The 13,122-nt window shown below is 30.5% G+C and carries 12 protein-coding genes; 7 read left to right on the forward strand and 5 right to left on the reverse strand.

The features are described 5' to 3' along the window. Positions 1 to 78: 78 nt before the first annotated feature. The gene (gene pcp, locus ACWJKP_RS13735; protein WP_165413953.1) at positions 79 to 720 is read right to left on the reverse strand and encodes a pyroglutamyl-peptidase I; all 642 of its coding nucleotides are present in this window, start codon (positions 718 to 720) and stop codon (positions 79 to 81) included. A gap of 28 nt (positions 721 to 748) precedes the next feature. Continuing rightward, positions 749 to 910, reverse strand: a complete 162-nt coding sequence (locus tag ACWJKP_RS13740) for a 5-oxoproline transporter, DUF979 family subunit (RefSeq protein ID WP_411955878.1) — start codon at positions 908 to 910, stop codon at positions 749 to 751. Positions 911 to 1,181: 271 nt separating this feature from the next. On the opposite strand from ACWJKP_RS13740, the gene ACWJKP_RS13745 reads away from it, so the two are divergent. Then, a complete protein-coding gene (locus tag ACWJKP_RS13745) occupies positions 1,182 to 1,943 on the forward strand; it encodes a DeoR/GlpR family DNA-binding transcription regulator (protein ID WP_165413952.1) in 762 nt (253 codons plus the stop codon). Between the two features lie 200 nt (positions 1,944 to 2,143). Here ACWJKP_RS13745 and ACWJKP_RS13750 read toward each other — a convergent pair whose 3' ends face one another. Continuing rightward, positions 2,144 to 3,559 (reverse strand): S41 family peptidase, encoded by a 1,416-nt coding sequence (locus tag ACWJKP_RS13750; RefSeq protein WP_165413951.1) that lies wholly within the window; start codon positions 3,557 to 3,559, stop codon positions 2,144 to 2,146. A 250-nt stretch (positions 3,560 to 3,809) separates the two neighbouring features. On the opposite strand from ACWJKP_RS13750, the gene ACWJKP_RS13755 reads away from it, so the two are divergent. The 3 genes from ACWJKP_RS13755 to ACWJKP_RS13765 all read left to right on the forward strand — a co-directional run bounded on the left by ACWJKP_RS13755 (position 3,810) and on the right by ACWJKP_RS13765 (position 7,143). Continuing rightward, on the forward strand, positions 3,810 to 4,193 hold the full coding sequence (locus ACWJKP_RS13755; protein ID WP_165413950.1) for a BlaI/MecI/CopY family transcriptional regulator: 384 nt from the start codon (positions 3,810 to 3,812) through the stop codon (positions 4,191 to 4,193). Between the two features lie 5 nt (positions 4,194 to 4,198). After that, positions 4,199 to 5,950 carry a M56 family metallopeptidase gene (locus ACWJKP_RS13760; RefSeq protein WP_165413949.1) on the forward strand — a complete coding sequence of 584 codons (1,752 nt, stop codon included), beginning with the start codon at positions 4,199 to 4,201 and terminating at the stop codon, positions 5,948 to 5,950. Between the two features lie 98 nt (positions 5,951 to 6,048). Then, on the forward strand, positions 6,049 to 7,143 hold the full coding sequence (locus ACWJKP_RS13765; RefSeq protein WP_165413948.1) for a stage II sporulation protein P: 1,095 nt from the start codon (positions 6,049 to 6,051) through the stop codon (positions 7,141 to 7,143). 55 nt (positions 7,144 to 7,198) lie between these two features. Here the strand turns inward: ACWJKP_RS13765 and ACWJKP_RS13770 are convergent, their stop codons facing one another. Both ACWJKP_RS13770 and ACWJKP_RS13775 read right to left on the reverse strand, forming a co-directional pair. After that, complete coding sequence (locus tag ACWJKP_RS13770; RefSeq protein ID WP_165413947.1) at positions 7,199 to 8,326, reverse strand: aminopeptidase; 1,128 nt, start codon at positions 8,324 to 8,326, stop codon at positions 7,199 to 7,201. Further along, on the reverse strand, positions 8,327 to 8,458 hold the full coding sequence (locus ACWJKP_RS13775) for a hypothetical protein (protein ID WP_263492346.1): 132 nt from the start codon (positions 8,456 to 8,458) through the stop codon (positions 8,327 to 8,329). A gap of 190 nt (positions 8,459 to 8,648) precedes the next feature. On the opposite strand from ACWJKP_RS13775, the gene ACWJKP_RS13780 reads away from it, so the two are divergent. From ACWJKP_RS13780 to ACWJKP_RS13790, 3 genes are all read left to right on the forward strand, one after another. After that, positions 8,649 to 9,368 carry a response regulator transcription factor gene (locus ACWJKP_RS13780; RefSeq protein WP_165413946.1) on the forward strand — a complete coding sequence of 240 codons (720 nt, stop codon included), beginning with the start codon at positions 8,649 to 8,651 and terminating at the stop codon, positions 9,366 to 9,368. Further along, positions 9,365 to 10,768 carry a sensor histidine kinase gene (locus ACWJKP_RS13785; protein ID WP_165413945.1) on the forward strand — a complete coding sequence of 468 codons (1,404 nt, stop codon included), beginning with the start codon at positions 9,365 to 9,367 and terminating at the stop codon, positions 10,766 to 10,768. Before ACWJKP_RS13780 ends, ACWJKP_RS13785 begins: the two co-directional genes overlap by 4 nt. Positions 10,769 to 11,028: 260 nt before the next feature. Further along, complete coding sequence (locus ACWJKP_RS13790; protein ID WP_165413944.1) at positions 11,029 to 13,116, forward strand: ABC transporter ATP-binding protein/permease; 2,088 nt, start codon at positions 11,029 to 11,031, stop codon at positions 13,114 to 13,116. Positions 13,117 to 13,122 lie beyond the last annotated feature (6 nt).

Consider the following 13,122-nt stretch of genomic DNA (forward strand, 5'->3'; position numbering starts at 1 on the left):
ACGAACCACTTCTATACATTCAAATAGAAATGGTTCGTTTATAGTAAATAAGATTTTTTTATTCAAAATACATATTTACTAGCATATTTCACCAAGTACAGTTTTTAAATCTTCTTCATTTTCAATTGCCGCTTTTATTGCTAAGGTTAACCCTTCTGTAATTTTCTCGAGCTCCATATAAGGAGTATTGGGTTTACTCATTACTTGTGCTGGAATGAATGGAACATGTATAAAAGTTCCCCTTACTATTGGGTGTTTTGTGTGAATTAAATGAAGTAATCCATACATTAAATGATTACATACAAATGTACCTGCACTATTAGAAAGTGATGCTGGGATGCCGCTTTTCCGTATTTCTTCTACCATTGCTTTAACCGGAAGACTTGAAAAATAAGCATTCTGCCCTTCTTCAAAAATTGCGCTATCGATAGGTTGATTTCCCTCATTATCTGGAATACTTGCATCATCCACATTAATTGCAACTCTTTCTATTGTTAAATCAAATCTACCGCCCGCTTGCTCAACACAAATCACTATATCTGGATTTTCTTTAATTATTGCTTTTTCTAGTTCTATAATCGATTTATCAAATACCGTTGGTATTTCGACCTTCACAATTTTAGACCCAGCAATGGTATCTTCTAATTTCCTTACGGCTTCGAAAGATGGGTTAATTTTTTCACCTCCAAAGGGATTAAATCCTGTTATTAATACTTTCATATTCTCACCTCATTATTATATTTTAACCTTATGTTTTGTCGTTAAAATGCCAAAAATACATTAAAACGATATGAATACCAATCATTACAATTGCCACTGGCATTTGATATTTAATAATTCCATTCTTCTTATTTTTCATTTCTAAAATCGCTGTTGGTACAATGTTAAAATTAGCAGCCATTAGTGTCATTAAAGTTAAAAAAGCTAACCATTATATTATTATGGCTAGCTTTTTTTCAAATGTCTTAATATATAAAATATCACGCTAAGCATTACCTTATCACGCTAAATTATAACATATTTTAAATATTTCCGTTGATTAATTCAAGTTGTTTGTTATTGTTTATTATCATTGTATACTATTCAAAGTTTTTATTCAATATGTTTTGTAAATTTAGATAATAATGTTATAATATTAATCAACAACAACACTAAATGATAATAATTGATGAGGTGCTTAAATGTTTACTGAAGAAAGACTAGAACAAATCTTAAGTATACTTAATGAAACTGGTAGAATAAAAGTAAAAGAACTAAGTGAACGATTTAATGTTTCAGAAGGTATGATAAGAAAGGATCTACAAAGACTAGAAAGATCTGATGCTCTTCAAAGGACATATGGTGGAGCTATCCTAAATAGAAAGATTTCTATAAACAGCTCAATAACTACTAGAATGAACGTTAACTTAAATAGCAAAGAGTTAATATCTCAAAAAGCTTTTGCCCTTATAGAGGATGGAGATGTGATTTTTTTAGATACGTCAAGTATCAACTTTTTGTTAGCTAAATTAATATCTAATAGTACTAAGACTTTAACTTTAATAACTAATATGTCAATAATCCCACCCCTTTTTAATGATAATGACACCGTTAAGCTAATATGTATAGGCGGAGTATATAATAATAAATCTGGCGGAGTTTTTGGTTCAGAGGTAACTACGAGTATATCCAAATATACCTTTAATAAGGGTTTTGTTGGAAGTTCCGGCATAAATTTAATTACAAATAGCGTAGGTACTGTTACCCTAGAAGATGGTAATGTTAAAGAAATTATAGTCTCTAATAGTAAAGAAGTATTCTTACTTGTAGAAAAAGAAAAATTTAATGTGGATGGTACCTATAGATTTGCTGCTTTAGAGGATATAGATGTTATAATTACAGGTTCAGACCTTGCTGATGAGATTAGAGAAAAACTGTCTAAATCAACTATAAAGTTAATTTAGACAGTTTTTATTATATTAATATCATTAGCCTAGTTTCCACCTTCTGAGTAATTCTTTATGAATTTAAGTAATCTATATTCCCCATCTTTAGAATTAACCCAGAAGTCAGGCAAAACTCCTAATCCATCTCTCCATTCTAAATCATTATCTACAAAAAGAGTATTTACAAAAAAAATATCGATCTTAGAATTTGGTAGAACTTAATATCCCACATCCCCTATATTTGACATTCCGCTTGTGTTTGTACCTATAAAAAATGTGTTACTACAACTTTTTAATGCCTTTACAAAGCTTTCACCTGCTGAAGCTGTATTCTTATCCATTAAAACAAAAATTGGCTTTTCATTATTAATATGAGTTGAATCATCATGTCCTACTTCTGACCAACCGATATATTTAGGATCACTTTTATTATTTTTATACATATCATTAAGTTGCTGTTCAAATTTAGGATAATCCTTTGGTCCCACCATTTTTTTACCGTTGTAAAGCAATGCATCTTTTGAATTTTTAGTAAGTATCGTTGAACTAAAGCCCGGTGATTTGTACTCTTGATTTGTAAAATTTTTAATCCAATCGAAAGCATATAGTTCATTCCCACCGAAATTACCTCTTAAATCAATTATAACCAAATCTTTCTTGAATACTTTTTTACCATCTTCCACAAACTTTTCAAGTTTTTTAGATGGTTCAAAAGAATTTAAATCAATTACCGGTATGTTATAAATTTCTTCATATTTATAACTATTATTACTCCCTTTATGAACGTAATTTTTTGATGTGTTCTCTAAGTTAATACTTATACTATTGTCCTTATTAGCATCTTTAAATTTTAGGTCAATTGGTAACATATCTTCGTTACTCTTATATAATCTACATAATCTATATACAATATTTCCATTTTCATCTATAGAAGGCTTAATGTATTTTTCAGGCTCCTCCTTATTTATAGTAACAATACATTTCATATCATTATTCAATTTTAGAAAATAAGAGTTATCCTTTTTTGTAACTTCATATTTTTCAGTAGTGTACATAATAGACTCCTTACATGGTCTTCCACCACCTATAGAAAAATGCCCATCTTGAATAAAATCTAAATTATCACACATAACTTTTTCCAATTCGTTACATTCAATTCTACCATTCTCTTTCTGTAACTTCTTAAATTCTATTAAAATATTTCCTTTTGCTTTTAGAAATTTTTCATCTCCTCCAAAATATTGATAACCAGCATATCCGTATTTCAATTCTTTAAAAATGTATTCTACATCTTCTACAACCTTTTCTCCTTCTACTGTAATTCCTTTTTTTTCTTCATCTACTTCTATATAATCTGGGACACTTTTTAAGTTTTCATATTTATAAAGAAACTCTTTTTTAAAGTCATTAACTGTCCCTATATTTTGATCTCTTTCATTCGTTGCATCCCTGCTTTCATCAATACTCTCCAAAATATCTTTAGGAATATTATTTTTTATATTCTTAGCTTTTTCAACGTCAATATCTAAGAATTTTTTTACATATATCTTATTAGGTATATCAAACTTAAAAAGTATAGCAGCAATAATTAATAGTATACTAACGCTGACAAAAACTTTTTTCATTTTATGCATTACATTCACTCCCCCTACTATATCCCTTTGTTATGAAAATAGATATAACTTTAAATGATTGAGAATAACTCAATAATATCCTTGATTAAATTATAGAATTCTAAAGAATAGTTAACTATTCTTTAGAATGAGTTTTGTTGAAAATATTATCCTTAATCTATTTAAATAGGAATGTAATAATTACCATTTGGAGGAATATAGTATAGAATAATACAAATTACAGTTGTAATTGAAATGAGGTGGTATGGCAATGTATAAAATCCCCAAGATATCAAATGCCGAATGGGAAATAATGAAAATAATATGGATTAATTCTGAAATTTCATCAATCAATATTATACAAGAATTAAAGGATAAATCCGATTGGAAACCGGCTACAGTTAAAAGTTTGATAAACAGATTATTAACTAAAAATGCAATTGGATTTAATAAATTAGGTTATGAATATTTATATTTTCCTTTAATATCAGAAGCTGACTGTATAAAATCTGAAAGCCACTCCTTTATTAATAGGGTATTCAATGGCTCTATTAAATCTATGCTCTTAACTTTTGCCCAATCAGAAGAAATATCTGAAACAGATATAGAGGAATTAAAAAATATACTAAACCAATCAAGTAAAACGGAAGGTTGATGATTGTGGATTTTTTAAATGTTTTTGAGCTGATTGTACTTTCATCTTTAATTGGTAGCGTAATTGTACTAATGATATTAATTATTAAAGGGATATTTAGAAATAAACTAAATTTTACTTTTCACTATTATATATGGTTAATATTAATTATAAAATTAATAATTCCATTTGGGCCACAAAATCCTTTAAATATTTCTAATTTATATGAAAATTTTCATGTACAGAGTACTACAAATAACACTACACAAACTACTTCTTCAAAAGAACTTACAAATGCAACCCTAAGCAATCCAATATCAATAAGTGCGATGCACCCTTCAAACAAAAGTATTAGTAAGGCTAACAGTATACCTTTAAAACACAACGTTAACATTGAAAAAGTGTTTTGCTTTATATGGATATTTGGGTCCTCATTATCAATAGGGATATTAGTTATAGGATATAAAAAATTAAAGGATATTGTTAGAACTTCTATAAAAAATATAAACAGCACACATAGAGAAATTTTAAATAAATGCAGGTCAGCTATGAATATAAAAACTGAGGTAGAATTATCATATTCACAAAAAATAAGTAGTCCTTCTTTATGTGGGCTAATTAAACCAAAGATATTAATTCCAGTCAGAATAGCCGACAATATTGGTGATGAAGAATTTAAATATATTATAATGCATGAATTAACCCATTTGAAAAACAAGGACATATTTATAAATTGGGCTATTACTTTATTATCCATGATTTATTGGTTTAATCCAATCTTTCTCTATGCTTTTCATAAAATGAGACAAGATTGTGAAATTTCCTGTGACGGTCAGGTTCTTTCTTATTTAGGAGCTAGCGAAAACCTGCAATATGGAAATACAATAATAAAGGTATTGGAGCTCGCTGGCAAAAGCAATAGACTTATTGGCACTACTTCAATGGTTTTAAATAATTTGGAAATAAAAAGGAGAATTATTATGATTTCAAAATATAAGAAGCTAAATTTCAAAGGTATATTACTTGGGACTGTCGCTTTCATTGCTATAGGAAGCCTCGGTATTGCATTAAACACTTCAAACATGAACTCAGATAAAAATATTGCTAGAGCTACACCCTTACAAGTAGAAACACCAGTAACAACTTCTAAAAGTACAGTTAAAAATACATCAAATGCAGCCGCATCAGCCATTTTCAAAAAATCAACAAGTGATAACACTGATTCTATAGTACCATTTTCATCAGATATAGTAATTTACAATAGTCATCCTGATGAAGATTACCCCTCTGGAATGAAAGTAACTGATGTAGGTGCTTTACTGAGTAATAAACTTGTTAAAGAAGGTTTTGATAGTCATTTTATAAAGCGTGCTCCATCAACAGACTATAAAAAATCATTTCAAGATACACGTGATTTAATAACAAAAAATGTAAAGGCCTATTCAACTACTATTTTATTAGACATACATCGGGATATAAAAGAAAAAAGCAAATGTGACACGAAAAAAATCAAATTTGTACTTGCTAAATGCAACCCGCATTACGAAGCAAATAAAAGATTTGTTGACAGTCTATTAGGAAATATTGAAAATTCAAAAGAAATTAAATCAGATATATACTTTTATCAATATGGAATTTCTTATTTTAATCAAGATTTATCTAACAATTCGTCATATATTGAGCTTGGAAATAATATGTCCAGCGACAGCGATATTGAAGCTTGTGTAAATGCACTGGTTTTAGCATTAAAGAATACTCAAAATACTTCATCTAACTAAAGGATAAACCCTAATGGAACCCCACTACAGTTAAATCATCACATGCGGTGCTATTCTAAAATATATTATCAAATAAAATGTAGTGGGGGGGGATGAAGATGAGGCGTATAGTTGTTAAAAAAGATGTTAATGAACGAATGTTTTTAAGTATTTCCACGTTTCTCATTATTTTTTTATTAGGCTTAATTTTTCCTAAAAATGTTAATGCAGGCAATGAAAGAAAATCTCAAAATTACTTTTATGTTAAAGCTATTAGTAATACATTGACTTTAATTAATTCATCAAATAATGGAGAGCAGAATGTTAACAGTGAAATTAAATATACAGTCTTATCGTTTTTAGGAATAGATGTTTTGAATCCTATATCAATAGTGGTAAACGAGATTCCATACTTGGATAAAATTGAAAATAGTAGTGCTGTAAAGAATGATAGCAATAAAGAAGAAACAATATTTAATCTTACTCCCTTTAACTTAAATGATAAGCAGGTAAGTAAAAGTGAAACCCCTAATGTAATTGCAAACCTTTATAATCCTGCTTTAAAACAAACACCAAATAATGTCAAGCCTCGAGTACTTATTTACCATTCTCATGCAACTGAAGCTTATCGGACCTCAGACAAGGATACGTCCAAAAAGGGCTTTAATTTAGATTTAACAAAGAATGTATGTGCTGTAGGAGATGTAATAGAGAATGAACTTCAAAAAAATTATGGGATTACAGTTATACACGATGAGACTTTGCATAATGTAGGAGATTATAATTCGTCCTACAAAAAATCTAGAATTACCTTACAGAAGTATTTAAAGGCATATGGAAATTTCGATTTAATTATTGATTTACATAGAGATGGTGTTTCTGTAAAAAATAACAGAGTATCAAAATCTAATATAAATGGAGAAGATGTTGCTAAGTTTATGTTTGTAGTGACGCGGAAAAATCCTAGGTATGCCAAACAGAAAAAACTAGTAGACTCTATGATAGGAATATCAAATAAATTATTTCCAAGTTTTATAGACAGCAGAGAAATCTATTATCATGATTGGGGAATGAGTGGCTTTTATAATCAGAATGAAAGCGATACTGCAGTGCTAATTGAGGTTGGCGATAATAATAATACTATTGAACAAGTAAAAAATACTGGTAAGTATTTATCAAGAATTATTGCAGAGCAATTAAATGGAAAGAAGTAAATAATTATTTTATACTTTTTAACGTAAAAAAAGATAGGAAATCCTATCTTTTTTTTTATAAGTTATACTTTTCTAGTATGCCTTCAATAAACCTTCCATTTTCATAGAATAATTCACCATCCGCATAAATTTTCCCACCATTTCTCATATTACAAAGCATATCCCAGTGAATAGTAGATTTGTTTAGTCCCCCTGCTTCAGGCATTGAATCGCCAATAGCCATATGCACTGTTCCACCAATTTTTTCATCAAAAAGCATGTTTTTTGTAAAATCCACAATACCGTAGTTGGTGCCTATAGCTACTTCACCAAAGCTGCACGCTCCTTCATCAGTTTCAAGAAGTGCCTTAAGTAGGTCCTCTCCTTTCGTGGCTGATGCTTTAACTACCTTTCCTTTTTCAACCTCTAAAACTATTCCTTCAATTTCTTTACCCATATATATTCCTGGAAAACTAAAGGTAATTACTCCATCCACTCCATCCTCAACAGGTGAGGTAAATATCTCTCCGTCCGGGAAATTTTCTTTTCCATCGCAGTTTATCCACTTTCTCCCTGATATATTTACTTTGATATCCGTTCCCTCAGAAATAAACTGTAATCCTTTTTTAGTATCAAGGTATCTAACCCATCTTTCTTGCTCTGCGCTTATCCTTTTCCATTCTGCTACTGGATCTTTCTCATCAAGTAGTCCTGCACCATAAACAAAGTCCTCGTAATCGCTAAAGCTCATTGACGCTTCCTGAGCATCTGCATAAGTAGGAAATTGTGTGCCACACCATCTTAACGACCCATTACCCATCTTTTCGGAATATATTTTCCTCCAGCTTGCTTCCCCTTGTGCATATATTTTAAATTTATCTGCGTCAATTCTTGAATTTGTCTTTGTGTTTCTACTTCCCCAAGCAGAAATCCATACATCTGCTTTTTCAAGCATAGTTTTAAAAATCACATTTTCTTGAATAAGCTGATCTTCACTGCTGTATTTAAGTTTTATTTCTGATACCTCCTGTGAAGTTAATACAGTTTCCACATGAGCACCTGCCTTCACAGCTTCCTTTACTACCTCTACCATCCAAGGTTTTGCCACCTCATCACAGGATACAAACACAAAATCACCCCGTTTAACCTTGGTGGAATAATTCACAAGTAACTTTGCAAGTTTATTAAGTCTTTGATCAGCCATTTATAATTCCCCCTTTCTCTTAGCTTTGCCGAATAAGTTGCCCGTTAAAGTATTAAGTCCGGCTATTGAAGAAAAATCGAATTTGTTGTCAAAGTTCAGTTTTGCTGAATTGAGAAATACTGTATTTTCCATATGTCCCTCCTAAAATCTGTATACTACTATTAGTGTATCATATATAATCCTATTTAAAACTCTTATACTGATAATTCTAAATTATTTGCACAACAGCTTTCTGCTTGAGACAATTAATATTAATTAATTGATAATTTCTACACCCTAGTGCATAATAAAAGAGTGAATTTTAGACAGGGAGGTGGAAATTTTGAATATTTTAATAGCAGAGGATGACCAGGACTTAAGGCAACTATTGGAATTACACCTAATAAAAGAAGGCTTTACGGTATATGCTGCAGAAACCGGATTAAAAGCTTTGGAGATATTTAAGAATAACGAAATCAATTTAGCTATTCTTGACGTAATGATGCCGGGGCTTGATGGTTTCAATTTACTGAGAAAGATAAGAGAAACAAGTGAGATTCCTGTAATGTTTTTAACTGCAAGAGGTGAAGATCCCGATAAAATATTAGGGCTAGGACTAGGTGCTGATGACTATATGGTCAAACCCTTTAATCCCATTGAACTAATCGCAAGAGTCAATGCACAACTAAGAAGATCCTATAAGTACATAGCGGCGTTAAAAACTCCTGATAAGTTACTTATTCAAATAGGAGATTTAACTTTTGATAAAAATAGTTACAGTATATATAAAGATAATAAACAGTTAGAATGTAATGCAAAGGAGCTAAAGTTGCTTCAGATTTTTATGGAAAACGTAGGAAAAGTATATACAAAAAAGCAACTTTATGAAGCGGTATGGGAAGATGCTTATTTTTGCGATTGTGATGATAATACAATTATGGTACATATTAGCCATTTAAGAGACAAGATTGAAGATAATCCAAAGTCTCCTCAGTATTTAAAAACTATAAGAGGAATTGGTTATAAGCTGGAAAATAACTTAGGAATAAGGAATAAGGTATGAAGAAAAAGAAAGTTGCAAACATGCTTTTGCTAAATTATTTATTACTATTTATTTTTTCTACAATAATTTTCATTGTTGTATCTTTAATTATTTCATTAAGCTTTAAGGGATTAATAAAACATGATGAAATACCAGAACTATCAGCTTCTCAAATTATGAGAGATGACTATAAAAATATAGATTTTTCTCAGGTTTTAAAATATAAAGGTGGAGTTCAGGTAATTGACAAGAATTATAAGGTTGTTCTTTCAAGAGGAATAAATCCGAAGAATATAGAACAATATACTAAGAGTGAGTTTAGTGAATTCTTAATTAATATTAACAAGCATCAAGAAGAGTATTATTATAGTGTTCGTTATAATAGCAACGGTGATTTTTGGTTGAAAATAGTTATTCCTTATAAAACTCAATTCGTTAATGGTATTTTTTTCGATAAAAATGGAATTCCCAGAGTCATAGATAATTTTATATTTCTTCTAATTTTAGGCGGTTTAATTAATATTACTTCTTTTATCCTTGGGCTTATTATTTACTCACGGTTAACCTCTAATAATTTTGTAAAACCTTTAAAAAAATTATTAAGTGGAGTTACAACAATTGCAGGCGGTGATTATTCTGCCAGGGTTGATTTGAGGTCTACGAATGAATTTGGAGAACTTAAAGATGCTTTCAACATAATGGCAGAAAAAATTGAAAGTGAGAAAAATTTAAAAGAAAAATCTGAAGATAATAGGAGAAAGCTGATACTAGATATATCTCATGATTTAAAAACTCCCCTTTCTAATATAATGGGATACTCTGATCTACTAATGAATACCAAGGATATATCGAACTACGACAGAGAGAAATTTTTAGCAATAATCATAAATAATAGTTCAAGAGCCAATAATTTAATAGGCGATTTATTTGAACTATCTAAGATGGAGAGCTCAGATTTTAAGTTAAAGCTTAAAAGCGTAGATATTTGTGAATATTTAAGGGAGCTTATAGCCTCATTAATACCTCAAATAGAAGAGGCTGGTTTCAAATATTCTTTTGAGATACCATTCGATAAAAAGATTGTTCTTATTGATGTGAAACAAATGGATAGAGCCCTCATTAACATTCTTAATAATGCTTTAAAATATAACAAGCCAGGTACAGAAATAAAAATATTATTGAAGAGTTCTTTTAACAAAGTAGCAATAGAAATTCAGGATAATGGGATTGGAATCCCTCTTAAAATGTCTGAGGAAATATTTGAGCCCTTTAAAAGAGTGGATAGCGCAAGAAGCTCTCAAACTGGAGGTACGGGCCTCGGACTTGCAATTACTAAGACCATAATTGAAAAACATAATGGGCAAATATACCTTGAAACTGATATAGGAAAAGGCTGCAAATTTATCATTGAATTAGAATAACTAAGGGAACTTTCTCACTTTAGAATTCGTTTCTATTTTGAGAGAGTTCCTTTGTTATTTAACGACATTTTTGACGGAAAGTCTCCCACCTGTATAAGTGGCAATATAAAGCTCCGTCAGAAGTCGTTAATGCAGCGACCCAGGAGACGATTTAAGGTAGATTTAAGATTAGCACAGGGCTTATTTAAGATTCAGTTGTTATTATAAATATATAAGATCTAAAAATAGAAACACACTAATGGATTCGAAAGGAGTTATTTATGCTTTTATCATTAAACAATCTTTCAAAGGAATATATTATTGAAAAAAAGAAAAGTTTTAGCGCTCTTCGCTCTGTAAATCTTAATTTTGAAAAGGGAGAATTTATTTCAATACTAGGCCCTTCAGGCTGTGGAAAATCTACCCTTCTAAATATAATTGCTGGCCTTGATGGGCCAACTTCAGGCGATTTAATTATTGAGGGAAAATCAACTAAAAAATACAAAAAGAAGGATTGGGATTTATATCGTAAAAACAATATAGGCTTTGTTTTTCAATCCTTTAATTTAATTGAGCATTTATCCGCGCTTGAAAATGTTGAAATTGTTATGAATTTAATCGGTCTATCAAAAAAGGATCGTATAAAGCGTGCAGAAAGCTTACTTAAACAGGTAGGCCTCGAAAAACATATGGATCATAAGCCAGGTGAATTATCTGGAGGTCAAAAACAACGTGTATCTATAGCACGAGCCCTTGCAAATGATCCAGATATAATACTAGCAGATGAGCCAACAGGTGCGCTTGATAAAAAAACAGGGATTCAGATTATGCAGCTTATTAAAGAAGTTGCTAGCGATAAGTTAATTATTATGGTTACTCACAACCGAGAACTCGCATATGAATACTCTACCCGCGTTGTAGCTATTCTAGATGGAAAAATTCAAAAGGATGAGAAAATTAATGAATCTGAAACAAATAGTTTAAAATCAGAACTTAAAAAGAAAGATGGTAGTATGTCTTTTGGAAATGCCATAAAACTATCCCTTAGAAATATTAAAGAGAAAATGGGACGAATAGTCGTAACCACTATTGCTGGCTCCATTGGAATAGCAGGTATTCTATTAGTTATCGGACTTAGCAATGGGGCAACTAATTACATAGATCTTCAAACAAATTCTTTTGCTAGTGCTAACATAATACAAGCTTCTATGAAGTTTAAAGATGCGGCGCTACAAAAGACTGATTATCCAAAGAATATAAATGTCTATGATAGCATTAAGAAAAACCCTGATGTATTAAAGATTAGAGAAGACTTAAATATTAAAGGCATTACTTCCTTTGAAGCAAATAATAAAGAATTAAAAGATATTCCATTTAATTCCTTAGCTGGTGAAAATCATCTTTCAAACATTGAACATGCACTAAAAGGTAGTGTACCAAAGGACAATAAGAATGAATTATTAGTAAATAAGGATATGGCTAAAAATGTAATTGAAATGTATGGCATGAACCCAGATAAAGATGATTACACAAAAGCCATTGGTAAGAAACTCAAGGTAATAATTCAGGAGAAAACCATAAATCCAATCACAGGAGATGAAATTTTAGGTAAAAAATATACACAAGATTTTAAAGTTGTCGGAGTTGTGGATGAAATAGCCTTAAGCTCAGCCTCTGCATATTATTCTTATGATGCAGTTAATACATGGCTTAAAAATGATGGCTATTTTATAGGAAAAGAAAACCGCGACGTCACTGCAGAAGTGGTTATAAAAGACGTTCATAACAATGAAGCTGTACTCAATTACATTAATGCTAAGGAAAATGGCGGTATTGGTGGAAATAAAATGACGGAAACAAAAGGCTTTTCTGCAACCTCACAAATTGTTATGGTTAAAACTGCTATTAAGACTTTAATTAATTTGGCCCAGGCAGTTATGATTGTATTTATATCACTAGCACTCGTAGTTTCAACAATTTTAATAGGTATTGTAATTTTCTCAAGTGTACTTGAACGTAAAAAGGAAATAGGTATTTTAAAAGCTGTGGGAGCAAGGAATAAAGATATTGCTCGTATTTTCCAAGCTGAGTCTGCCTTAATCGGTCTTTTTGCAGGAGTCACTGGAGTCCTAGTAGCTTTTATAATACAGCCAATTGCAAATAGAATAATCAATAATGTATTAAATATTAATGCAGATAATATCGTAAATATTCCATTAACTGGTATACCATTTACAGATATTAAAATTCCCTTTGTAACTATTGCCGGTATAATTGTTATAAGCATCTTAGTTGCAGTTTTAGCGGGACACTTTCCATCTAAAAGAGCAACTAAAATTCAAGTTATCGACGCATTGCGTGATGAATAGGAGGAA

The organism is Clostridium sp. CM037 (assembly GCF_055081095.1).